General features: G+C 62.5%; 17 protein-coding genes. 12 read left to right on the top strand and 5 right to left on the bottom strand.

Annotation, left to right across the window (positions count from 1 at the left end; translation table 11 throughout):
- From ACP7AL_RS15170 to ACP7AL_RS15135, 8 genes are all read left to right on the top strand, one after another.
- Complete coding sequence (locus tag ACP7AL_RS15170) at window positions 1-2,091, top strand: 3-hydroxyacyl-CoA dehydrogenase NAD-binding domain-containing protein (protein ID WP_024919625.1); 2,091 nt, start codon at window positions 1-3, stop codon at window positions 2,089-2,091.
- A gap of 178 nt (window positions 2,092-2,269) precedes the next feature.
- Window positions 2,270-3,952, top strand: a complete 1,683-nt coding sequence (gene pimA / locus ACP7AL_RS15165) for a dicarboxylate--CoA ligase PimA (protein ID WP_425992513.1) — start codon at window positions 2,270-2,272, stop codon at window positions 3,950-3,952.
- Window positions 3,949-5,133 (top strand): acetyl-CoA C-acyltransferase, encoded by a 1,185-nt coding sequence (locus ACP7AL_RS15160; RefSeq protein ID WP_006022763.1) that lies wholly within the window; start codon window positions 3,949-3,951, stop codon window positions 5,131-5,133. The genes pimA and ACP7AL_RS15160 overlap by 4 nt, the downstream gene beginning before the upstream one ends.
- A gap of 68 nt (window positions 5,134-5,201) precedes the next feature.
- Window positions 5,202-6,389, top strand: a complete 1,188-nt coding sequence (gene pimC, locus ACP7AL_RS15155; protein ID WP_006022762.1) for a pimeloyl-CoA dehydrogenase large subunit — start codon at window positions 5,202-5,204, stop codon at window positions 6,387-6,389.
- A 145-nt stretch (window positions 6,390-6,534) separates the two neighbouring features.
- Window positions 6,535-7,677: a pimeloyl-CoA dehydrogenase small subunit gene (pimD, locus tag ACP7AL_RS15150; RefSeq protein ID WP_006022761.1), complete on the top strand. Its 1,143-nt coding sequence runs from the start codon at window positions 6,535-6,537 to the stop codon at window positions 7,675-7,677.
- 182 nt (window positions 7,678-7,859) lie between these two features.
- Window positions 7,860-8,633: an SDR family NAD(P)-dependent oxidoreductase gene (locus ACP7AL_RS15145; RefSeq protein WP_425992510.1), complete on the top strand. Its 774-nt coding sequence runs from the start codon at window positions 7,860-7,862 to the stop codon at window positions 8,631-8,633.
- Window positions 8,634-8,872: 239 nt separating this feature from the next.
- Entirely contained in the window at window positions 8,873-10,381 is a 1,509-nt protein-coding gene (gene glpK, locus ACP7AL_RS15140; protein WP_425992508.1) for a glycerol kinase GlpK, read from the top strand.
- Window positions 10,382-10,650: 269 nt separating this feature from the next.
- Entirely contained in the window at window positions 10,651-11,277 is a 627-nt protein-coding gene (locus ACP7AL_RS15135; RefSeq protein WP_425992506.1) for a glutathione S-transferase family protein, read from the top strand.
- A gap of 67 nt (window positions 11,278-11,344) precedes the next feature.
- On the opposite strand, the gene ACP7AL_RS15130 is transcribed toward ACP7AL_RS15135, so the two are convergent.
- The 3 genes from ACP7AL_RS15130 to metF all read right to left on the bottom strand — a co-directional run bounded on the left by ACP7AL_RS15130 (window position 11,345) and on the right by metF (window position 16,839).
- Window positions 11,345-11,893: a hypothetical protein gene (locus ACP7AL_RS15130; protein ID WP_425992504.1), complete on the bottom strand. Its 549-nt coding sequence runs from the start codon at window positions 11,891-11,893 to the stop codon at window positions 11,345-11,347.
- Between the two features lie 175 nt (window positions 11,894-12,068).
- Entirely contained in the window at window positions 12,069-15,923 is a 3,855-nt protein-coding gene (metH, locus tag ACP7AL_RS15125; RefSeq protein WP_425992502.1) for a methionine synthase, read from the bottom strand.
- Between the two features lie 4 nt (window positions 15,924-15,927).
- The gene (gene metF, locus ACP7AL_RS15120; RefSeq protein WP_425992500.1) at window positions 15,928-16,839 is read right to left on the bottom strand and encodes a methylenetetrahydrofolate reductase [NAD(P)H]; all 912 of its coding nucleotides are present in this window, start codon (window positions 16,837-16,839) and stop codon (window positions 15,928-15,930) included.
- Between the two features lie 434 nt (window positions 16,840-17,273).
- On the opposite strand from metF, the gene ACP7AL_RS15115 reads away from it, so the two are divergent.
- On the top strand, window positions 17,274-18,293 hold the full coding sequence (locus ACP7AL_RS15115) for an LLM class flavin-dependent oxidoreductase (protein ID WP_425992498.1): 1,020 nt from the start codon (window positions 17,274-17,276) through the stop codon (window positions 18,291-18,293).
- Window positions 18,294-18,299: 6 nt separating this feature from the next.
- Here the strand turns inward: ACP7AL_RS15115 and ACP7AL_RS15110 are convergent, their stop codons facing one another.
- Together ACP7AL_RS15110 and ACP7AL_RS15105 are read right to left on the bottom strand one after the other, a co-directional pair.
- A complete protein-coding gene (locus ACP7AL_RS15110; protein ID WP_024919617.1) occupies window positions 18,300-19,163 on the bottom strand; it encodes a prephenate dehydratase in 864 nt (287 codons plus the stop codon).
- Entirely contained in the window at window positions 19,160-19,906 is a 747-nt protein-coding gene (locus ACP7AL_RS15105) for a 3-deoxy-manno-octulosonate cytidylyltransferase (RefSeq protein WP_006022751.1), read from the bottom strand. The genes ACP7AL_RS15110 and ACP7AL_RS15105 overlap by 4 nt, the downstream gene beginning before the upstream one ends.
- 211 nt (window positions 19,907-20,117) lie before the next feature.
- Here ACP7AL_RS15105 and ACP7AL_RS15100 point away from each other — a divergent pair, with 211 nt between their 5' ends.
- The 3 genes from ACP7AL_RS15100 to ACP7AL_RS15090 all read left to right on the top strand — a co-directional run bounded on the left by ACP7AL_RS15100 (window position 20,118) and on the right by ACP7AL_RS15090 (window position 24,644).
- On the top strand, window positions 20,118-20,666 hold the full coding sequence (locus ACP7AL_RS15100; protein ID WP_006022750.1) for a c-type cytochrome: 549 nt from the start codon (window positions 20,118-20,120) through the stop codon (window positions 20,664-20,666).
- Between the two features lie 202 nt (window positions 20,667-20,868).
- A complete protein-coding gene (locus ACP7AL_RS15095; RefSeq protein WP_425992494.1) occupies window positions 20,869-22,752 on the top strand; it encodes an extracellular solute-binding protein in 1,884 nt (627 codons plus the stop codon).
- A complete protein-coding gene (locus tag ACP7AL_RS15090) occupies window positions 22,749-24,644 on the top strand; it encodes an extracellular solute-binding protein (protein ID WP_425992492.1) in 1,896 nt (631 codons plus the stop codon). The genes ACP7AL_RS15095 and ACP7AL_RS15090 overlap by 4 nt, the downstream gene beginning before the upstream one ends.
- The last annotated feature ends 1 nt before the right edge of the window (window position 24,645 follow it).

Genomic DNA, 24,645 nt, shown 5'->3' with positions numbered 1-24,645 from the left:
GTGAGCGAAGTGGTCAAGGTTGAACGTCGCGACGCGGTTGCAATTGTCATCGTCAACAGCCCTCCCGTGAATGCGCTCAGCGCCGCGGTGCGCAAGGGCATCGCCGACGGCGTGAAGAGCGCCGAAGCCGATGCATCGGTCAAAGCGATTGTCATTGCATGCGCCGGCCGCACCTTCATCGCGGGCGCCGACATCACCGAGTTCGGCAAGCCGCCGCAGTCGCCCAGCCTTCATGAAGTGATCGAGGTGATCGAGAATTCCTCCAAGCCGGTGGTTGCCGCGATTCACGGCACCGCGCTCGGTGGCGGCCTTGAACTCGCGCTCGGCGCGCATTTCCGCGTCGCCACCAAGGACGCAAAGCTCGGCCTTCCCGAAGTGAAGCTCGGCCTGCTGCCGGGCGCCGGCGGCACCCAGCGCCTGCCGCGCGCAGTCGGTCCCGAGCTTGCCGTGAAGATGATTGTCGGCGGCGATCCGATCGGTGCGGCCGATGCGCTCAAGAACGGCCTGATCGACGAGGTCGTCGAGGGCGAGCCCGCAGTCGGCGGTGAAGCTTTCGCGCGCAAGGTGCTCGCCGAGAAGCGTCCGCTGCGCAAGCTGCGCGATGACGATTCCAAGCTCGCTGCCGCCAAGGCGGACAAGTCGATCTTCACCAACGCGGCTGCTGCGGCAAATAAGCGCAACCGCGGTCTGGAAGCTCCGCTCGCCGCCGCAGAAGCTGTCAGCCACTCGCTCGACCAGCCGTTCGATCAGGCGCTCAAGAGCGAGCGTGACCTGTTCATGAAGCTGATGAACGGCGATCAGTCGAAGGCGCAGCGCTATGCATTCTTCGCGGAGCGTGAAGCGGCCAAGGTATCTGGTGTGCCAGAAGGCACCAAGCCGCGTGACGTCAAGCAGGTTGCCATTATCGGCGCCGGCACCATGGGCGGCGGCATCGCGATGTCGTTCGCAAATGCCGGCATTCCGGTCACCCTGATCGAGACCGGCGACGAGCAGCTCAAGCGCGGCCTCGGTGTCATGCAGAAAAACTATGAAGCCACCGCTGCACGCGGCGGCATTCCTGCCGACGCACCGGCCAAGCGCATGGGCCTGATCAAGGGCGTGGTCGGCATCGAAAACGTCAAGGATGCTGACCTCATCATCGAGGCCGTGTTCGAGACCATGGCGATCAAGAAGGACGTGTTCGGCAAGCTCGACCAGTTCGCCAAGCCGGGCGCCGTTCTTGCCACCAACACCTCGTATCTCGACATCAACCAGATCGCCGCCATGACCAAGCGTCCGCAGGACGTGCTGGGCATGCACTTCTTCTCGCCGGCAAACGTGATGAAGCTGTGCGAGATCGTGCGCGGCGAAAAGACCGCGCCTGACGCGCTGATGACCGCGGTGGCTGTCGCCAAGCGCATCGCCAAGGTGCCGGTGGTGGTTGGCGTCTGCGACGGCTTCGTCGGCAACCGCATGCTGGCCGCCCGCGGCAAGCAGGCCGAGAAGTTCCTGTTCGAAGGCGCGCTGCCGCAGCAGGTCGACGCCGTGCTCACCAAGTTCGGCATGCCGATGGGCCCGTTCGCGATGGGCGATCTCGCCGGCCTCGATATCGGCTGGCGCTCGCGCCAGGACCGCGGCATCAAGTCGGAAATCGCCGACGCGATCTGCGAGGCCGGACGCTTCGGTCAGAAGACCGGCAAGGGCTACTACAAGTACGAAGCCGGCTCGCGCTCGCCGCTGCCGGATCCGGAAATCGAAAAGCTGATCGAGGAAACCACCGCCAAGCTCGGCCTCAAGCGCCGCCAGATTGACGATCAGGAAATCCTCGAGCGCCTGATGTATCCGATGATCAACGAGGGTGCGCGCATCCTTGAAGAGAAGATCGCGGCGCGTCCGAGCGACATCGATGTGGTCTGGCTCTACGGCTACGGCTGGCCGATCTATCGCGGCGGCCCGATGTTCTACGCCGACCAGGTCGGTCTGAAGACGATCGCGGAGCGCCTGTCGTTCTACGCCAAGCAGACCAACGATCCGTCGCTCGAGCCGACCCCGCTGCTCAAGCGTCTGGCGGACGAAGGCAAGACATTCGCGTCCCTCGCCAAAGGCGCGTGAGTGTGAAAGAGCGGGCGAATCCGGAATCTCTGTTCCCTCCCCCCTTGCGGGGGAGGGTCAGGGAGGGGGGTGAGCAGCGAGTGTGGTGCTCGCGAGACCCCCACCCCCAACCCCTCCCCGCAAGGGGGAGGGGAGCAGATGCTCCATTCGCCTTCAGGCAACGGATTGCAGGGCATACATGACCCATCCCGGCGAACAGTACTATCCGGAGGGCGTGCGCTGGGATTCACCGATCCCACGCGGCACGCTGCCGGATTTGTTGTCGAAGGCTGCCGCGGATTTCGGTTCGCGCACGGCGATCGAATTCCGCGACCGGCCCATTTCCTTCACTGAGCTGCAAGGAATGGTCGAGGTCGCCGCGTCGGCGTTTCTCCGCGCCGGTTATGGCAGGGGATCGTCGATTGCACTGTTTCTGGGAAACTCGCCGGATCATCCGGTGAATTTCTTCGGCGCGCTGAAATCCGGCGCGCGCGTGGTGCATCTCTCACCGCTCGACGGCGAGATCGCGCTCACCCACAAGCTGAAGGATTCCGGCGCGCGCATCCTCGTCACCAGCAACCTGGCGACGCTGCTGCCCACAGCGCTGAAATTCTTCCAGAAGGGCCTGCTCGACAGGCTGATCGTCTGCGAGGACGGGACCTGGGGCGATGTCGGCAATCCGCAGGCTGCGATCCCGGCGAATCCGGCGATCGTTACGTTCAAGGATTTCGTCAAAGGCGCGCAGCCGCCCGCAAAGTGGCCTGAGGTCAGCGCCGACGACATCGCGCTGCTGCAATATACCGGCGGCACCACCGGCTTGCCCAAGGGCGCGATGCTCACCCACGGCAATCTGACGTCGGCGGTCTCGATCTATGACGTGTGGGGCGCGAAGCAGAAGGCCGAGCGCAACACCACCGAGCGCGTCATCCTCGTGCTGCCGCTGTTTCATATCTATGCGCTGACCGTCGTCCTGCTGCGCACGCTGAAGAACGGTGACCTGATCTCGCTGCACCAGCGGTTCGATCTCGAAGCCGTGATGCGCGACATCGAAGTGAAACGCGCCACGGCGTTCCCCGGCGTGCCGACCATGTGGATCGCCATCGCCAGCCTGCCCGATCTCGACAAGCGCGACCTGTCGTCGCTGGCGTTTGCCGGCTCCGGCGGCGCGCCGCTTCCGGTGGAAGTGGCGAAGGTGTTCGAGCGCAAGACCAAGCTCGCGCTGAAAAGCGGGTGGGGCATGACCGAGACCTGTTCACCCGGCACCGGCCATCCGCCGGACGGCCCGGAGAAGCCCGGTTCGATCGGCCTCATGCTGCCCGGCATCGAGATGGATGTGGTCTCGCTCGACGATCCGAAAAAAGTGATGCCGGTCGGCGAAACCGGTGAAATCCGCATCCGCGGCCCGAATGTCACCAGGGGCTACTGGAATCGCGAGGCGGAAACCGCCGAGGCCTTCGTCGGCGACCGCTTCCTGACCGGCGACATTGGCTATATGGATAGTGACGGCTATTTCTATCTGGTCGACCGCAAGAAGGACATGATCATCTCCGGCGGCTTCAACGTCTATCCGCAGATGATCGAGCAGGCGATCTACACCCACCCGTCGGTTCAGGAAGTCATCGTGATCGGCATTCCCGACGATTATCGCGGCGAAGCGTCCAAGGCGTTCGTGACGCTGCGCGCGGGCGCCGAGCCGTTCACCATCGAGGAACTGCGCACGTTCCTCGCCGGCAAGATCGGCAAGCACGAATTGCCGGTCGCGGTCGAGTTCATGAAGGAACTGCCGCGCACCAGCGTCGGAAAACTCTCTCGCCACGAATTACGCAACCAGCAACGCAACCAATCTCAACAACCAAAACTTGCAACAGGAGGTCGTTCATGACCGAAGCCGTTATCGTTTCCACCGCCCGCACGCCGATCGGCAAGGCCTATCGCGGCGCGCTCAACAACACCGAAGGCGCGACGCTGCTCGGCCACGCCATCGAACAGGCGGTCAAGCGCGCCGGTGTCGATCCTGCGGAGATCGAGGACGTGGTGATGGGCGCCGCCATGCAGCAGGGCGCCACCGCTGGCAACATCGCCCGCAAGGCCGCGCTGCGCGCTGGTCTTCCGGTGACGGTCGGCGGCACCACCATCGACCGCCAGTGCGCCTCGGGCCTTCAGGCCATCGCGCTCGCCGCGCGCTCGGTGATCTTTGACGGCGTTCAGGTCGCGGTCGGCGGCGGCGGCGAGTCGATCAGCCTCGTGCAGAACGAGCATATGAACATGTTCCACGCGGTCGATCCCGCGCTGAAGGCGATCAAGGGCGACGTCTACATGGCGATGCTCGACACCGCCGAAGTCGTCTCCAAGCGCTACGGCATTTCGCGCGAGAAGCAGGACGAATACTCACTGGAGAGCCAGCGCCGCACCGCCGCCGCGCAGCAGGGCGGCCGTTTCAAGGACGAAATCGCGCCGATCACCACCAAGATGGCTGTCGTCGACAAGAACACCAAGGAAGTCTCCTACAAGGACATCACCCTGTCGCAGGATGAAGGCCCGCGTCCCGACACCACCGCGGAAGGCCTCGCAAGCCTGAAGCCGGTGCGCGAAGGCGGCTCCATCACCGCCGGCAACGCCAGCCAGCTGTCCGACGGCGCCAGCGCCACTGTGATCATGAGCGACAAGGAAGCCGCCAAGCGTGGCCTCAAGCCGCTCGGCATCTTCCGCGGCTTCGTCGCCGCCGGCTGCGAGCCCGATGAAATGGGCATCGGCCCGGTGTTCGCGATTCCGCGTCTGCTCCAGCGTCATGGCCTCAAGATTGATGACATCGACATCTGGGAACTGAACGAAGCCTTTGCCGTGCAGGTGATCTATTGCCGTGACAAGCTCGGCATCGACCCTGAGAAGCTCAATGTCAGCGGCGGTTCGGTTGCGGTCGGCCATCCTTATGGCATGACCGGCGCACGTCTTGCCGGCCACGTCCTGATCGAAGGCCGCCGCCGCAAGGCGAAGTACGGCGTCGTCACCATGTGCATCGGTGGCGGTCAGGGCGCTGCCGGCCTGTTCGAAATCCTGCAGTAAATCCGACAGCTTTCACCTCCCCTGAAAAGGGGAGGTGAGCCAAGATAAATTCCGAACAGGAGGGTCCGATGGATCTCAGCTTCAGCAAGGAAGAACTGGCGTTTCGCGATGAAGTGCGGGCCTTCTTCAAGGAGAGTCTCCCCGCCGACATCCGCCAGAAACTGGTGGAAGGCCGCCATACCAGCAAGGAAGACATGGTCACCTGGCAGCGCATCCTGAACAAGAAGGGATGGGCGGTGCCGCATTGGCCGAAGGAATACGGCGGCACGGGCTGGTCGCCGGTGCAGCAGTATATCTTCCTCGAAGAGTTGCAGTCGGCGCCCGCGCCGTCGCCGCTGCCATTCGGCGTCAACATGGTCGGACCGGTGATCTACACCTTCGGCAACGAAGAGCAGAAGAAGCACTACCTGCCGCGCATCGCCAATCTCGACGACTGGTGGTGTCAGGGCTTCTCCGAGCCGGGCGCGGGTTCAGACCTTGCCTCGCTGAAGACCACCGCCAAGCGCAAGGGTGATGTTTACGTCATCAATGGACAGAAGACCTGGACCACGCTGGCCCAGCATGCCGACTGGATTTTCTGCCTCTGCCGCACCAACCCGGATGCGAAGAAGCAGGAAGGCATCTCGTTCATCCTGTTCGACATGAAGTCGCGCGGCGTCACCGTGCGGCCGATCCAGACCATCGATGGCGGCTTTGAGGTCAACGAAGTGTTCTTCGATGACGTTGAGGTGCCGGTCGAAAATCTCGTCGGCCAGGAAAACAAGGGCTGGGACTACGCCAAGTTCCTGCTCGGCAACGAGCGCACCAACATTGCGCGCGTCGGCATGTCGAAAGAGCGTGTCCGCCGCATCCGCGATCTCGCCTCCAAGGTCGAGTCGGACGGCAAGCCGCTGATTCAGGATTCCCGTTTCCGCGATAAGCTCGCGGCCGTGGAAATCGAGCTGAAGGCGCTCGAACTGACGCAGATGCGCGTGGTCGCCAACGAAAGCAAGAACGGCAAGGGCAAGCCCGATCCGGCATCGTCGACCCTCAAGATCAAGGGTTCGGAAATTCAGCAGACCATCACCGAACTCCTGCTGGAAATTACCGGACCGTTCGCGCTGCCTTACGCGGACGAGCACGACAAGAGCAATGAAGAGGCGAGCTGGGCGACGACAGTTGCGCCGGGCTACTTCAACTACCGCAAGGTCTCCATCTACGGAGGCTCGAACGAGATTCAGCGCAACATCATCACCAAGGCCGTGCTGGGTCTGTAACGGTTGTCATCCCGGGGCGCGCGGAAGCGCGACCCCGGAATCTCTATCAAGGCTTGCTGTGTGGATTCCGGGCCTGCGCGCTGCGCGCATCCCGGAATGACCGGCAAAGTCATCAAGCGAATGCGTCGAGCACAGGGATTGTAAAATGGATTTTGATTTGTCCGAGGAGCAGCGGCTCCTGAAAGATAGCGTCGAGGGCCTGCTGGCCGATTCCTATGATTTCGATCAGCGCAAGAAGTACGCCAAGGAAAAGGGCGGTTGGAGCAAGGCGGTCTGGAACAAGCTGGCGGAGCAGGGTCTGCTCGGCCTGCCGTTCTCGGAAGAAGATGGCGGCTTCGGCGCGGGCGCGGTGGAAACGTCCATCGTGATGGAAGCGCTGGGCCGGGCCTTGTTGCTCGAGCCGTATCTCGCCACCGTGGTGCTCGGCGGCGGCTTCCTTCGTCACGGCGGTTCCGCCGAACAGAAGGCCGCGCATATTCCCTCGATCATCGACGGCAGCAAGACGCTCGCCTTCGCGCAGCTCGAGAAGAACTCGCGCTACAATCTGGCGGACGTCACCACGACTGCGAAGAAAAAGGGCGCGGGCTGGGTCATCGACGGCGAGAAGTTCGTCGTGTTGCAGGGTGAAACGGCGGATACGCTGATCGTGACTGCGCGCACCAAGGGCGGCCAGCGCGATCGCAGCGGCATCGGCGTATTCCTGGTGCCGGCGAACGCCAAGGGCGTCACCGTCAAGGGTTATCCGACCCAGGACGGCTTGCGCGCTGCGGATATCCGGTTCGAGGGCGTCGAGGTCGGCGCGGACGCCGCGATCGGCGATCCGGAGAACGGTCTGCCGCTGGTCGAGCGTGTGGTGGACGAGGCGCGCGTCGCCCTGTGCGCCGAGGCGATCGGTGCGATGGACGAGTCGCTGAAATCGACCGTCGAGTATCTCAAGACCCGCAAGCAGTTCGGCGTGGCGATCGGCCAGTTCCAGACCTTGCAGCACCGCGCGGCGGATATGTTCGTGGCGCTGGAGCAGGCGCGCAGCATGTCGATCTTCGCCTCCATGGCCTCCAGTTTCGAGGATGCCAAGGAGCGCGAGAAGGCGGTCGCTGCGGCGAAGGTGCAGATCGGCAAGTCGTCGAAGTTCGTCGGGCAGCAGGCGATCCAGCTTCACGGCGGCGTCGGCATGACCATGGAGCTCAAGATCGGCCACTACTTCAAGCGGCTGACCATGATCGAGAGCACCTTCGGCGACACCGACTATCACCTGCGCCGCGTCAGCGAAGCGGGCAATCTGGTCTGACGCCCCTTACCTCTCCCCGTTTACGGGGAGAGGTCGAATCGCTTTTGCGATCCGGGTGAGGGGCCTTTCCTTCATCGAAATTATTCCCCCTCACCACAACCCTTTCCCCGCAGGCGGGGAGAGGGAGCAGATCGCGGTCGTGTTACTATTTTAGTCAGCAAGCAAGAGGGGAAGACGCGGCCATGACAACCTCACCGTTCGATCTCACCGGAAAAGTGGCCGTCGTCACCGGTTCGAGCCGCGGCATCGGCCGCGCCTCGGCGGAATTGCTGGCGCGGATGGGAGCGAAGGTTGTCATCTCCAGCCGCAAGGCCGACGCCTGCGAGAGCGTAGCAGAAGCCATCCGCAAGGAGGGCGGTGACGCCCACGTCATTCCCTGCAATATCTCGAGGCGCGAGGAGGTCGACGCGCTGATTGCCGGCACCGTGAAGCACTATGGCCAGATCGATAGTCTGGTCTGCAACGCGGCGGTGAATCCGTATTACGGCCCGTTGCTCGACATCACGGATGACGCCTTTGACAAGATCATGGGCGCCAACATCAAGAGCAACATCTGGCTGTGCAAGCAGGCAATGCCGCACATGGCCGAGCGCGGCGGCGGTTCGGTGGTCATCATTTCCAGCATTGGCGGCCTGCGCGGTTCGACCGTGATCGGCGCCTACGGCATTTCCAAAGCGGCGGACTTCTCGCTGGCGCGGAGCCTTGCCGGCGAGTGGGGCCCGAAGAACGTGCGGGTCAACTGCATCGCGCCGGGTCTCGTCAAAACCGATTTCGCCCGCGCGCTGTGGGAGGATCAGGAGAATCTCAAGCGCCGCACCGCGACCACGCCGCTGCGCCGGATCGGCGAGCCGCACGAGATCGCGGGCGCGGTGGTCTATCTCGCCTCCGACGCCTCGACCTTCATGACCGGCCAGACCATCGTGATCGACGGCGGCGTCACCACGGCGGCGGTGTAGCGTCTTCCTACCCTCTCCCCTTGTGGGAGAGGGTGCTGAGCGGCAAAGCCGCGAAGCGGGTGAGGGGTTTCTTACGGATGGAATGTCACCCCTCACCCGGCTCGAATTCGCTTCGCTCATTCTCGCCACCCTCTCCCACAAGGGGAGAGGGGAAGAAGCGTGCTCAATATTGACGCCCGCCCGCGCAATCGCTTTCTTGGCGTTTTGAAACCAAAACGAAAAGCATTCGAGGAAACGGCATGGCGTCCCATATTCTCGCGATCGATCAAGGCACGACATCGTCGCGCGCCATCGTCTTCCGTTCCGACATCTCCATCGCCGCCCAGGCCCAGCAGGAATTCCAGCAGCATTTCCCGGCGTCCGGCTGGGTCGAGCACGAGCCGGAGGATATCTGGACCTCGACACTCGCGACCTGCCGCGAGGCGATGAGCAGGGCCAATGTCACGGCATCCGACATCGCCGCCATCGGCATCACCAACCAGCGCGAGACGACGGTGGTGTGGGACCGCGCCACCGGCCATGCCGTGCATCGTGCCATCGTCTGGCAGGACCGGCGCACCGCGGAGATCTGCGCCCGACTGAAAGCCGACGGCCACGAACCGCTGATCAGCGCGCGGACCGGCCTCATTATCGATCCGTATTTCTCGGGCACCAAGGTGGCGTGGATTCTCGACCATGTTCCCGGCGCGCGCGAGCGGGCCGAGCGCGGCGAACTGATGTTCGGCACGGTGGACTCGTATCTGCTCTGGCGGCTGACCGGCGGCAAGGTTCACGCCACCGACGCCACCAACGCCTCGCGCACGCTGCTGTTCAACATCCACACGGGCGAGTGGGACGACGATCTGCTGAAGCTGCTGCGCGTGCCGCGTTCGATGCTGCCGGATGTGCGCGATTCCTCCGCGAGCTTCGGCACCACCGTTCCGGAATTGCTCGGCGGATCGATCGCCATTCGCGGCATCGCCGGCGACCAGCAGGCCGCTACCATCGGGCAGGCGTGCTTCACGCCGGGCATGATGAAATCCACCTACGGCACCGGCTGCTTCGCGCTGCTCAACACCGGCACCACGGCCGTCGCCTCGAAGAACAAGCTGCTGACCACCATCGCCTATCAGTTGAACGGCCAGCGCACCTATGCGCTGGAAGGCTCGATCTTTGTCGCGGGCTCGGCGGTGCAGTGGCTGCGCGACGGGCTCGGTCTGATCAAGCATGCGAGCGAAACCGGATCGCTCGCGGATGAGAACGACACCATGCAGTCGGTCTATCTGGTGCCGGCGTTTGTGGGCCTCGGCGCGCCGTACTGGAATCCGCGGGTGCGCGGTGCGCTGTTCGGCCTGACCCGCAACACCGGCCCGGCGGAACTGGCCCATGCCGTGCTGGAGAGCGTGTGTTACCAGACCTACGACCTGTGGGCGGCGATGCGCGCCGACTGGCCGGAGGCGAAAGAGACCAACACCGTGCTGCGCGTCGATGGCGGCATGACGGCATCGGACTGGACCATGCAGCGCCTCGCCGATCTGCTCAATGCGCCGGTGGACCGGCCGATGATTCAGGAAACCACGGCGCTGGGCGCGGCCTATCTCGCGGGACTTGGCGCCGGCGTCTATCCGGAGCCCGCGCGGTTTGCCGATTCATGGCGGCTGGAGCGGCGATTCAAGCCGAACATGTCGGACGCGACGCGCACGCGCAAACTCAAGGGCTGGTCACAGGCGGTGAAGGGCGTGCTCGCCTCCGATACGGGTGAAGACTGAGTTCAGATTTTTGAAAGCTGAGCTTGTTTTTAAAAGCAGAACTCGGCTCTTCACCTCTCCCGTGGGGAGAGGTCGACGCGCGGAGCGCGGCGGGTGAGGGCGTAGAATCCCGATAGATCGGAACCCCCTCACCCCAACCCTCTCCCCGCTGGGGAGAGGGAGCATATCGGCCTTGTGGGTACATGCGAGTAAGGGTTGCCAGCATGCTTGCCAGCCGGGTGCGTTGCCGGGTGTAATTGCGCTCGCAATCTCGCGGCGGAGATCACCTGATGAATCTGATCGGCCAGTACGACTCTCCTTTTGTGCGCCGTGTCGCGCTCGCACTGCGGTTCTACGGCATTCCGTTCGAGCACACGCCGTGGTCGACCTTCGGCGATGCCGAGAAGATCGCGCTTTACAATCCGCTGATGCGGGTGCCGACGCTGGTGCTGGACGACGGCGAGGTGCTGATCGAGAGCACGGCCATCCTGGATTATCTTGACGAGATATCCGGCCCGTCGCGGGCGCTGATCCCCGATTGCGGTCATGTCCGGCGCGAGGTGTTGCACATCTGCGCGCTGGCCACGGGCCTCGGCGACAAGGCGGTCAGCCTGCTCTATGAACGCGTGTTGCGCGGCGAGGAATCAAAACGCTGGGTCGAGCGCTGCCGCTCGCAGATCGCCGGTGTATTCGCGAGCCTCGAGGAGGATCGCGCGCGGCACAAGACGCGATACTGGTTCGGTGACAACATTACCCACGCCGACATTGCGGTGGCCTGCGTCATCCGTTTCACGCGGGAAGCCCATGCCGGGCTATTCGATGCGGCGCGCTATCCGGCGCTCGATCGTCATGCGGAGACCTGCGAAGCGTTGCAGCCGTTCCAGGATATCGTGCAGCCGCTGGCGCCGCCGAACTGACAGGCCAATGCGGTGGCCGGAGTGATTCCGCCCACCGCTGTTGTTCAATTTAAATCGCGATCAAACGTTACTGGCAGATGTTCCGCGTTCCCTTGATGAAGGTGCCCGGCTGACACATGAAGCCATTTCGCGCCGCATAATTCGACGACTGCGGAATCGCTACGCCGTTGTAGGTGTAGGTGGTGTCCACATAGCCCGGACCAAAGGCGTAAGTGTCACGATAGGCATAGCCCTCGCGATACGGTCCGCCGAACGGCGCGGCGGCAATGGCGCCTGCAGTATTCACGGCACCGGCTGCGACGGCACCCGCGGTTCCCACCGCGCCGGCGGCAACGGCACCCGGCCAGAAGCCGCGGTTATCCCAGCCGCGATCCCAATCATTCCGATTGTCCACGGCGGCGGAGCGCATGTAGGCCCGGTCACGGCTGTGAATACGGGCGCTGTGCTTCATATGCATGGTGTGCTTGGCACTGTGCTTCATGGGCTTGATCTGTTTGGCTTTGTCACTCTTGCCTTGCATCGCAGCGCGCGGCTTTGCCGTGTCCTGCGCGAGGGCCGGAGTGGCGACCAAAGCGGTTACAGCCGCAGCGGCGGCGAAAAAGCTCACCTTGCTCATGATCTCTCCTTTTGTGAGGTTGAAGCTTGCGGCGCACCAACGCCTCATGCGGGAGGGGGTTCCAGGTTATGCAACAGTTGATGTCACACGCGCGTGAGTTCCGGGAACATATCAATATAACGCGATCGCAGACCGCGCGACATCAAGCGTTAGATACAGCGAAGTTGAATCAACTTCAGCGCGCGACGGCATCCGCCACCGGCTTGCCGTTCATCCGCAGATGCATCGCACAGCCGCAGCCCGGGGGATGCTTGGCCAGCGGCAATTCCGCGACATCAGTCTCGTCAGACTCTGGCCGTGCATCACGCGATGGAATGTAGTTGAGGATCGGCGCCAGCCAGCGCTCGATTTCCTCCGGCGTCATCCCCTTGCGTTCGGCATAGTCCTCGACCTGATCGCGTTCGATCTTGCCGACACCGAAATAATAGCTTTCCGGATGGCTGAAATAGAGACCGGAGACCGACGAACCCGGCCACATTGCAAAGCTCTCGGTCAGGGTCACGCCTGCGGTGCGCTCTGCATCGAGCAGGCGGAACAGCGTTGCCTTCTCGGTGTGATCGGGCTGGGCCGGATAGCCCGGCGCGGGGCGGATGCCCGCATACTGTTCGAGGATCAGTTCGTCGGTGCTTAATGTCTCGTCCGGCGCGTAGCCCCAGAACTCCTTGCGCACGCGCTGATGCATCCGCTCGGCAAAGGCTTCCGCCAGACGATCCGCCAGCGCTTTCACCAGGATCGACGAGTAGTCGTCATTGGCGTTCTTGAAACGATCCGCGATCACGTCCTCGCCGATGCCTGCGGTGACCACGAACATGCCGATGTAATCCGGTACGCCGCTTGAGACCGGCGCGATGAAGTCCGACAGCGCGACGTTCTTGCGGCCTTCGCGCTTCTCGAGCTGCTGGCGCAGGGTATGCAGCGTGGTCAGCGGCCTGGTGCGCGCCTCGTCGCTGTAGAGAACGATGTCGTCGCCTTCGGCATTGGCGGGCCAGAAGCCGATGGTGGCGCTGGCCTTGAACCAATTTTCCTTGACGATGCGGTCGAGCATCTTGCGGGCGTCGTCATAGAGCGCGCGTGCGGCTTCGCCGACCTTTGGATCGTCGAGAATGGCCGGGAAGCGCCCGGTCAGCTCCCAGGTCTGGAAGAACGGCGTCCAGTCGATGTACTCCGCAAGTTCTTCAAGCGAATAGTCGCTGAAGCTCTTGATGCCGATGAACGCCGGCTTCTTTGGCTGGGTCTTCTTCCAGTCGATGACATGCGCATTGGCGCGCGCGGCGTCGAGCGACAGCCGGTTCTTGTTCTGCTGCGCCTTGAAATGCGCATTCGAAATCTTGGCGTAATCGGCGCGCACCTCGCGGGCATAGTCTTCGCGCTTCTCGGCCGAGAGGAGCGAGGACGCCACGCCCACCGCGCGGCTGGCGTCGTTGACGTGCACCACCGGGCCGCGCTTGTAGGCGGGATCGATCTTCACCGCGGTATGCACGCGGCTGGTGGTCGCACCGCCGATCAGCAGCGGCAGGTCGAGCCCCTGACGCTCCAGTTCGGAGGCCATGAACACCATCTCGTCCAGCGAGGGCGTAATCAGGCCGGAAAGGCCGATGATATCGGCGTTCTCGGCCTTTGCCGTCTCGATGATCTTGGCAGCGGGCACCATGACGCCGAGGTCTATGACCTCGAAGTTGTTGCACTGAAGCACGATGCCGACAATGTTCTTGCCGATGTCGTGGACGTCGCCCTTCACGGTGGCGAGCACGATCTTGCCGGCGGAGTTGCGGCCGTCACCGGCAATGCCGGCGGCAAGGTTGTCGGCCTTTTCCTTTTCCATGAACGGCATCAGATAGGCGACCGCCTGCTTCATGACGCGGGCGGACTTCACCACCTGCGGCAGGAACATCTTGCCGGCGCCGAACAGGTCGCCGACGACATTCATGCCGTCCATCAGCGGGCCTTCGATCACATGCAACGGCCGCTCCACCGTGAGGCGCGCGGCTTCGGTGTCGGCGTCGATGTATTCGGTGATGCCGTTGACCAGCGCGTGGCTCAGGCGCTTCTCCACCGGCCATTCGCGCCAGGCGAGATCCTGTTCCTTGACCTGCTTGCCCTGGCCGCGGAATTTTTCCGCAAGTTCAAGCAATCGCTCCGATGCGCCGGGATCGCGGTTGAGGATGACGTCCTCGCAGACCTGACGCAGTTCGGGATCGATGTCGTCATAGATCACCATCTGCCCGGCATTGACGATGCCCATGTCCATGCCGGCCTTGATGGCGTGATACAGGAACACCGAATGCATCGCCTCGCGCACCGGCTCGTTGCCGCGGAACGAGAACGACAGGTTGGAGACGCCGCCGGAAATATGCGCATGCGGCAGGTTCTGGCGGATCCAGCGCGTGGCTTCGATGAAATCGACGCCGTAATTGTTGTGCTCTTCGAGACCGGTGGCGATGGCGAAAATATTCGGATCGAAGATGATGTCCTGCGGCGGGAAATCGAGCTTCTCGACCAGGAGGTCGTAGGCGCGTTTGCAGATTTCGATCTTCCGCTCGAAGGTATCGGCCTGTCCGACTTCGTCGAAGGCCATCACGACCACGGCCGCGCCGTGACGGCGCGCGATTCCTGCTTCATGCAGGAATTTGTCGACACCTTCCTTCATGGAAATCGAGTTGACGATCGGCTTGCCCTGAACGCATTTCAGGCCGGCCTCGATCACGTCGAATTTCGACGAGTCGATCATCACCGGCACGCGGGCGATGTCCGGCTCCGAGGCGACCAGATTGAGGAAGTCGATCATCGCCTGCTTGGAGTCGAGCAGGCCCTCGTCCATGTTGACGTCGATGACCTGCGCGCCGTTCTCGACCTGATCCCGCGCGACCTGAAGGGCGGCGGTGTAATCGCCGTTCTTGATCAGCTTGCGAAAGCGGGCCGAGCCGGTGACGTTGGTGCGTTCGCCGACGTTGACGAACGGAATGTCGGAGGTGAGGTTGAATGGCTCGAGGCCCGACAATCGCAGCAGCGGCGGAATTTCGGGAACGATGCGCGGCTTGTGCGGCGCGCAGGCCTCGGCAATCGCCTTGATGTGTGCGGGCGTGGTGCCGCAGCAGCCGCCGACCACATTGACCAGACCGGCCTGCGCGAACTCGCCGACCAGGCGCGCCATGTATTCCGGGCTCTCGTCATACTGGCCGAATTCGTTCGGCAGACCCGCGTTCGGATAAGCACAAACAAGTGTGTCCGCGACACGGCCGATATCGGCGATATGCGCGCGCAGGTCTTCCGCGCCCAGCGCGCAGTTGAAGCCGATGGTGATCGGATTGGCGTGCTGGACCGAATACCAGAATGCTTCCGGCAACTGGCCCGACAGCAGGCGGCCTGATTTATCGGTGATGGTGCCGGACACCATCACCGGCACATGGATGCCGCGCGCTTCGGTGATCTCGGCGATAGCGTAGAGCGCCGCCTTGGCGTTGAGCGTGTCGAAAATGGTCTCGACCAGCAGGATATCCGCGCCGCCGTCGAGCAATCCGTTGATCTGTTCGCTGTAGGCGATGCGCAGGTCGTCGAAGGTCACGGCGCGGTAGCCGGGATTGGCGACGTCCGGCGAAATCGAAGCGGTGCGGTTGGTCGGGCCGAGGGCGCCTGCGACGAAACGCGGCTTGCCGTCCTTCGCGGTTGCACGGTTGGCGGCGTTGCGCGCCAGCCTGGCGCCGTCGCGATTCAGTTCATAGGCGAGGTCGACCATGTCGTAGTCGGCCTGCGCGATGGAGGTCGACGAGAAAGTGTTGGTCGCGACGATGTCCGCGCCGGCGTCGAGATAGGCGAAATGGATGTCTTCGATCGCCTGCGGCTGGGTGAGGATGAGAAGATCGTTGTTGCCCTTGACGTCGCGATGGAAGTCCTTGAAGCGCTCGCCGCGGAAGGCCGCTTCGTCGAACTGAAGCCCCTGGATCATGGTGCCCATCGCGCCGTCGAGCACGAGGATTTTCTCGCGGGCAAGCGCGCGGAATTGTTCGGTGACCGGAGATGTTCTTTTCGTCATGGGATCACGCGGCTTTCTGCGCACCGTTGGGACGAATTCCCAGAAGGTGGCTGATGGCGAACACAAGATCCGCACGGTTCATCGTATAAAAGTGAAAATTCTCGACGCCATGCTTGGCGAGCTTCTGCACCTGACCGGCGGCGACAGTCGCCGCGACCAGACGGCGCGTGTCGGCATCGTCGTCGAGGCCTTCGAATTTTGCCGACAGCCATTCCGGCATCGTTGCGCCGGCGCGCTTGGCGAAATTGGACGCCATCTTGAAGTTCTGCACCGGCAGGATTCCGGGAACGATCGGAATCGTGATGCCGGCGGCGCGGACGCGGTCGAGATAACGGAAGTAGAGATCGTTATCGAAAAAGAACTGGGTAATGGCGCGGGTCGCGCCGGCATCGACCTTGGCTTTCAGCGCGTCGATATCGGCCTCGAGCGTGGGACTTTCGGGATGCTTCTCGGGATACGCCGAGACGCTGACTTCCATATCGGGATGATGACGCTTGATGCTGGCGACGAGATCGGCGGAGCTTTGATAGCCCTCGGGATGCGCGGTGTAGGCATTGCCGATGCCGCTCACCGGATCGCCGCGCAGCGCCACGATGTGGCGGACGCCGACGTCATGATAGCGCGCGACCACGTCATCGATGTCCGCCTTGGTGGCGTCGACACAGGTCAGATGCGCGGCGGGCGTGAGTTTGGTCTCGGAGAGGATGCGCGCGATGGTCGAATGGGTGCGTTCGCGGGTCGAGCCGCCGGCGCCGTAGGTCACCGAAACGAAGTTCGGCGTCAGCGGTGCAAGCCGGTTGATGACTTCCCAGAGATTGCGCTCCATCTCTTCCGTCTTGGGCGGAAAGAACTCGAAGGAAATCGCCGGACGTTTTTGCCCCTGCGATCCGGCCGGGGCGGTTGCTTCGCTCGTCACGCTTCTCAACTCCACATCTCGATGGCGGCGCGGGGCCGGAATGGGCAGCGGCCTCTGCGAACTGGGTGCGCCTTCATTCCGCCCTTTGGGCCGGACTTCGTCACCGTTTCGCCATTCCGGACAAAATATGCGAAAGACCGCGTTTCCGACAGCCCATCCGTCAGGCTTCGGCCGTGGGAAATTGCCCAATTTGTGCCATTTGCCGATAGGATCAAGGCCGCCGGCGAATGCCGTGGAGGCAAAAGATTCGATATTTTTCCAACGAAACCGGCAATTTAGCGCATTTTTCGGATGAAACAGCGTGTTTGTAGTGGGCAGATATTCATGGGCTTAATCAATCTGTCATATATTTGCCCACTCGGTTTTGGCAACCGGCTCGATGGCATGCCCGGGCGACGCGTTGTCAGGCGCCTGCGAGTGACTAATTTGGCTTCATGACCCCGCTTTCCGTTCTCGACCTTTCGGTCGTCACCACCGGCACCAAACCTTCCCAGTCGCTGCGCAACAGCATCGATCTGGCGAAGCATGCCGACCGCCTCGGCTACACGCGCTACTGGCTGGCGGAGCATCACAGCCTTTCCTCGGTTGCGAGCCCCGCGCCCGAGATCATGATCGGGCAGATCGCAGCTGCGACGCAGCGCATCCGTGTCGGCTCCGGCGGCGTGATGCTGCCGAACCACGCGCCGCTGATGGTCGCCGAGCGGTTCAAGATGCTGGAAGCGCTGTTTCCCGGCCGCATCGATCTCGGCCTTGGCCGTGCGCCCGGCACCGATCAGACGACGATGCATGCACTGCGTCAGCGATTCGATCCGCGCGGCGGCGACGATTTCATCGAGCGCCTTGTCGAACTGACGTTATGGGAGACGCGCAAGTTCCCCGACGGCCATCCCTATCACAACGTGATTGCGATGCCCGAGGATGCGCCGCTGCCGCCGATCTGGCTGCTGGGATCAAGCGACTACAGCGCGCAGCTTGCAGCTCAGGTCGGCATGGGCTTCGCGTTCGCGCATCACTTCGCCTCGCACGATGCGGCCGATGCGATGATTCACTATCGTGCCCATTTCAAGCCGTCGAACTGGCGCGAAACGCCGTATGCCATTCTTGCGATTGCCGTGATCATGGCGGAGACGGATGAAGAGGCAGACCGGCTGGCATCGTCCGCCGATCTCAATCGTCTGCTGCGCGATCGCGGGCAGTATCGCCCGCTGCCGAGCATCGAGGAGGCGCAGGCCTATCCCTACTCGGACGCCGAGCGCGCCAGCATTGCGCGCAATCGCTCGCGGCTGTTCGTCGGCTCACCGCAGACGGTGATGGAGAAAATCACGCCGCTGATCGAGACCTGCAAGGCCGACGAGGTGATGGTGATCACTGCGACCTACGATCACGATGCACGCAAGCGTTCCTACAGCCTGCTGGCGGATGCGTTCGGCATCGGCAAACAGGCGGCGGCGTAAATCGCCTTATTCCGCAGCCTTTTCCGTGAATGCGACGCGGAACGGATGCGCCGGATAGACCCCGACGATCCGCAGTTCTTTAGAGAAAAATTTAAGTTCTTCCAGTGCATAGGCGAGATTTTTGTCGTCCGGGTGACCGTCGACATCGGCATAGAACTGCGTGGCGAAGAAGTTGCCCTCCACCATGTAGCTCTCGAGCTTGGTCATGTTGACGCCGTTGGTGGCAAAGCCGCCCATCGCCTTGTAGAGCGCCGCCGGAAGGTTGCGCACCCGGAAAACAAAAGTCGTCACCAACGGGCCGGAGCCCTGCGCGGCCCAGAGCTGCTCGCGCGCCAGAATGACGAAGCGCGTGGTATTGTGAGCCTCGTCTTCGATGTCCTCGGCCAGAATGTCGAGACCATAGATGTCCGCAGCAAGACGCGAGGCAATTGCCGCGCAGCTTTTATCGCCGCGCTCCGCGATGAGGCGCGCTGCGCCCGCTGTGTCGCTCGCGACAATCGGCTTGATGCCGAGCTTGCGGATGATGTTGCGGCATTGCCCGATGGCGTGGACATGGCTTTCAACCGTTTTGATGCCGTCAAGCTTTGCGCCGCGCGGACCCATCAATTGATGGCGGATCGGCAGAAACCATTCGCCGACGATGAACAGTCCTGACTGCGGCAGCAGGTGATGAATGTCTGCGACGCGGCCGGCCAGCGAGTTCTCTATAGGAATCATGCCGAGGCCGGCTTCGCCCGACGAGATCGCCGCCAGTGCATCCTCGAAGGTGGCGCAAGGCAGCGGCGTGGCGTCTGGAAAGGCTTCCGCAATCGCAATGTGCGAGTTGGCTCCGGGCTCGCCCTGGAAGGCGATTTTCATCGATTTGGTCATTGTGCTTTGCCTGCCAGCATTTGCCGCGCGGTCTCAAGATCGTGAGGCGTATCGACGCCCAGCGGCACCGTGTCAACCACCGTCACGTCGATCCGCATGCCGGCCTCGAGGGCGCGAAGCTGTTCGAGCTTTTCCCGGGTCTCCAGCGGCGAGGGCGGCAGGGCGACGAACCGCGCCAGCGCGCTCCGGCGATAGGCATAAAGCCCAATGTGGTGATAGCGCGGGCCGTCTCCATAGGGAGCCGTCGCCCGCGTGAAATACAGCGCCCGTAAACGGGCAACGCTCAGCGGCGATCCGATGACCTTAACCACGTTCGGATTGGTGTGTTCCTCGTCCTTGGCGATCACGGCGGCCAGCGTGGCGATATCGACTTCGGGATCGGCAAGCGGCGCCAGTACGGCGCGAATGTCCTCGGCCGCGATGGTGGGCAGATCGCCCTGCACATTGATGATGGTGTCGATCTGTCCTGCACTATCGATGGTCTGAAGCGCCTCGAAAATCCGGTCGGACCCGGACGGATGATCTGCGCGGGTCATGACGGCCTCGCCACCATGCGCCGTGACAATTTCGGCGATCTCCGGTGCGTCGGTCGCCACAACCACGCGGCCGATTCGCGCGGCGTCCGCACGGCGCACGACATGGACGATCATGGGCAGACCGGAAATGTCCAGCAAGGGCTTTCCCGGCAGCCTGGTCGCAGCCATGCGGGCGGGAATCAGCACCAGGGCGCGGGTTTCTTTCATGGGGGACGCTGGGCTCGGGACGGCCGGGTTGGCGAGGAAAATGACGGTGTTTTCAAGGGGTCGGCGCGTTTATACGGGTTGCCAGAAGGCAGGCAAACCGTTATCTCGATCCCGCTGCCTGTATTGCGCTGCACGCCTGTTCCCGGTAGCAATCCAAGGTCGCTCTGCGCGGCTAAATGTATCGACTTTCCGGCTCGGGGCCTGATCGAAAATGGACTCCTTCGAACTCAACAAGATCATGGGTGCGGTGCTCGCCACCTGCCTCGTTCTGCTCTCCATGAATATGGCTGCCAACGCGATTTTCTCGCCGAAGAAGCCCGAAAAGCCCGGTTTTGAAATCGCGATCAAGGAAGCTGAAGGCGCCGGTCCGGCTGCCGCGGCTGCGCCGAGCGAGCCGATCGAGAAGCTGCTCCAGACCGCCTCTGTCGAGAAGGGTTCTGCCGCGGCCAAGAAGTGCGCAGCCTGCCACACCTTCGAGAAGAACGGCCCGAACAAGGTCGGTCCGAATCTTTACGGCGTGATCGACGACGAGATCGGCCATGGCCGTAACGGCTTCAACTTCTCCGCTGCCATGAAGGGCAAGGGCGGCAAGTGGACCTACGATGCCATCAACAAGTTCATCGCCAGCCCGAAGGGCTTTATCCCCGGCACCGCGATGGGCTTCGCCGGCATCAGCAAGGACAGCGAGCGCGCGGATCTGATCGCCTATCTGCGCACGCTGGCCGACACCCCGGTGCCGCTGCCGACCGCCAGCAAATAAGCTCGGCGCGTGACAGAAATTTAATCCTAAAACGGCCAGGTTCGCCTGGCCGTTTTGCGTTGCAATTGCTGCTGTTTTCGAGCCGGACATTTCGCCGCAAAGAACGCGCCGCAACGGGCTGGCGTCATATCCAAAAACCGACATAATCGGCCAAGACGTTGCCTCGGCATCTGTTTTTCGATCAGCAACAGGAACATTGAATTTGAGCATTTCCCGACGCGATCTTCTTCAGAGCGGTGCGTTTGTTGCCACGGTTCCGATGCTGAAAGCGGCAGGGCTGGACGTGGTGGCTTCCGCGCAGGCCCAGACCGCTCCGGAATGGAAACATGCGTTGTCGCTGTTCGGCGACATCAAATATCCCGCCGACTTCAAGCGTTTCGACTACGTCAATCCGGATGCGCCGAAGGGCGGTATCGCCCGGCAGATTGCGATCGGCACGTTCGACAACTTCAATCTCGCTGTCGCCGGCGTGAAGGGAACGATCGCGCCCGCAGTCGGGCTGATCTACGAGACGCTGATGGCGCGGTCTCTGGATGAGGCGACCACCCAATATTGTCTGCTGGCGGAGTCGGTATCGCATCCCGACGATCATTCGTGGGTGATCTATCGTCTTCGCAAGGACGCGAAGTGGCATGACGGCAAGCCGGTGACTCCGGAAGACGTGGTGTTCTCGCTGGAGTCGCTGAAGAAATACAGTCCGATGTATTCGTCCTACTACAAGCATGTGGTGAAGGCGGAAAAGGTCGGCTTGCACGACATCAAGTTCACGTTCGACGCGCCCGGCAATCGCGAGCTTCCGACCATCGTCGGTGAACTGACGGTGCTTCCGAAGCACTGGTGGGAAGGCAAGGACAGCGAAGGCCGCAAGCGCGACATCGGCGCGACGACGCTGGAGAAGCCGCTCGGCTCCGGGCCCTATGCCATCAAGGATTTTGTCGCGGGCCGCTCCGTCACCTTGGAGCGGGTGAAGAATTACTGGGGCGAGAAGGCGCCGACGCGCGTTGGCCAGAACAATTTCGACGAGATGCGGTTTGAGTTCTTCCGCGACACGACGGTGTCGCTCGAAGCTTTCAAGGCCGACCAGGCGGACTGGATCATCGAGTCCTCCGCGAAGAGCTGGGCAACGGCCTATAATTTTCCCGCCGTGACCGAGAAGCGCGTCGTCCTTGAAGAATTTCCGATCAACGATTCCGGGCGGATGCAGGGTTTTGCGTTCAACATCCGCCGTGAACTGTTTGCGGACAAGCGCGTGCGCCGCGCCTTCAATTATGCGTTCGATTTCGAGGAAATGAACAAGCAATTGTTCTACGGCCAGTACAAGCGCATCAACAGCTACTTCGAAGGCACTGAACTCGCCAGCTCCGGCGTTCCGGTTCAGAGAGAATTTGAAATTCTCAAGGAGGTCTACGGCGACATTCCGCCGGAAGTGATCGCCAAGCCTTACGAAAATCCGGTTGGCGGCGATCCGGAGAAGGTGCGCGATAATCTTCGCAACGCTACAAGGCTTCTGCGCGAAGCCGGCTATGAAGTCCGCGAGGGCAAGCTGGTCAAAAAAGACGGCACGCCGGTTGCGGTCGAATTTCTGCTGGATAATCCATCGTTCGAGCGCATCGTGCTGTTCTACAAGCCGTCGCTGGAACGGCTCGGCATCACCGTGAATGTGCGTACAGTCGATGACGCGCAGTATCAGAACCGCGTGCGGAATTTCGACTACGACATCATCTCGGACATCTGGGGGCAATCGCTCTCGCCGGGCAACGAGCAGCGCGATTTTTGGGGCTCGCAGGCGGCCGACATTCCCGGCTCGCGCAACACCGTCGGCATCAAGAATCCCGTCATCGACAGGCTGATCGACAAGATCATTTTCGCGAAGGACCGTGAGACGCTGGTTGCGGCGACCAAGGCGCTCGATCGTGTGCTGCTCTGGCACTATTATGTCGTGCCGCAATTCACCTACGGGTTCTCGCGCTACGCGCGCTGGGATCGCTTCAGCCACGCGCCGCTTCCGAAATACGGCCGCTCCGGTCTGCCGGCGCTTTGGTGGTTCGACAAAGAGAAGGCCGACAAGATCGGCAAGCGCTCTTGAGCGGCCTTTCGCGGCGGCGGGTTCTGGTCCTTGGCGGCAGCGCGATGGCTGCGGCATGGTCGCCGCTGTCGGCTATGGCTCAATCCGGCATCCAGGCCGCCCCCGATAGCCACGGCATGTCGGCCTTCGGCGATCTGAAATATCCGGCGGACTTCAAGAACTTCGATTACGTCAATGTCGGCGCACCGAAGGGCGGCGTGTTCTCGACCGTTCCGTCGTCGCGCGCCTACAATCAGTCGTTCCTTACGTTCAACTCGCTGAACAGCTTTATCCTCAAGGGGGATGGCGCGATCGGCATGGATCAGACCTTCGCGGCGCTGATGGTGCGCGCCAGCGACGAGCCGGACGCAATGTACGGCTTGGTCGCGCGGTCGGTGCGGATTTCGCCGGACAAGCTGACATATCGGTTCACGCTGCGGCCTGAGGCGCGATTTCACGACGGCAGCAAAATCACCGCGAAGGACGCCGCGTTCTCCCTGACGATCCTCAAGGAGAAAGGTCATCCGATCATTCAGCAGCAGCTCCGCGACATGATCAAGGCGGAAGCTGGTGACGACGCCACGCTGACGGTGACATTCGCGGCAAAGCGCGGCCGCGATGTGCCGCTATATGCCGCGGGATTGCCGATCTTTTCGAAGGCGTACTACGACAAGAAAGCGTTCGACGAATCCACTCTCGATATTCCGCTCGGCTCCGGGCCTTACAAGGTCGGCCGCTTCGAGGTGGGACGTTATATCGAATACGAGCGCGTCAAGGACTGGTGGGCGAAGGATCTGCCGGTGTCGCGCGGCGCCTTCAACTTCGACGCCGTGCGCTACGAGTTCTACCGCGACCGCGATGTCGCGTTCGAAGGCTTCACCGGCCGGAATTATCTTTATCGAGAGGAATTCACGGCGCGCATCTGGAACACGCGCTACGATTTCCCCGCCATCAAGGACGGCCGCGTCAAGCAGGAGCTGCTGCCGGACGACACACCGTCGGGCGCGCAGGGCTGGTTCCTGAACACGCGCCGCGCGCAGTTCAAGGACCCGCGCGTGCGGGAAGCCATGATCCAGGCGTTCGATTTCGAATGGACCAACAAGACCATCATGTACGGCGCCTATGCGCGAACTGTCTCGCCGTTCCAGAACTCTGACCTGATGGCGGAGGGGCCGCCGCCGCCGGAAGAACTCAAACTGCTTGAGCCGTTCCGCGGTCAGGTGCCTGACGAGGTGTTCGGCGCGCCGTTCCTGCCCCCGGTCACCGACGGATCGGGACAGGATCGGACCCTGCTGCGCAAGGCGTCGCAGCTGTTGCAGGACGCCGGATGCGTCATCAAGGACGGCAAGCGCCGGCTGCCGAACGGCGATGCTTTCCGGGTCGAGTTTCTGCTCGAGGAGCCTGCGTTTCAGGCGCACCACGCGCCCTACATCAAGAATCTCGGCGTCCTCGGCATTGACGCCAGCGTGCGGCTGGTCGATCCGGTGCAGTTCCGGGCACGGGTCGATGATTTCGATTTCGATGTCGCGATCCAGCGCTTCAGCATGTCGTCGACGCCGGGTGATGCGATGCGGACGTTCTTTTCGTCACAGGTCGCCGACGTCAAGGGATCGCAGAATCTGTCGGGCATCAAGAATCCCGCCATCGATGCGCTAATCGAGCGCATCATCGCGGCCGAGAATCGCGACGAATTGCGCATCGCCTGCCGCGCGTTCGACCGCGTGTTCCGCGCGGGACGCTACTGGGTGCCGCAATGGTATTCCGCCAGCCATCGCATTGCCTATTGGGATGTCTTCGCCCATCCTCCGAACATTCCGCGTTACGCCACTGGCGTCGGCGCGCCTGACCTGTGGTGGTTCGATGAGGCAAAAGCCAAGAAGCCCGAGCAGGCCAAGCCCGTGCAGGCGAAGTAAT

Origin of the sequence: Afipia sp. DC4300-2b1, assembly GCF_049895725.1 — a bacterium.
Taxonomy (GTDB): domain Bacteria; phylum Pseudomonadota; class Alphaproteobacteria; order Rhizobiales; family Xanthobacteraceae; genus Afipia; species Afipia broomeae.
Note: the sequence above shows the minus strand (reverse complement) of the source record. Positions and strands in the feature narration are given on the sequence as shown.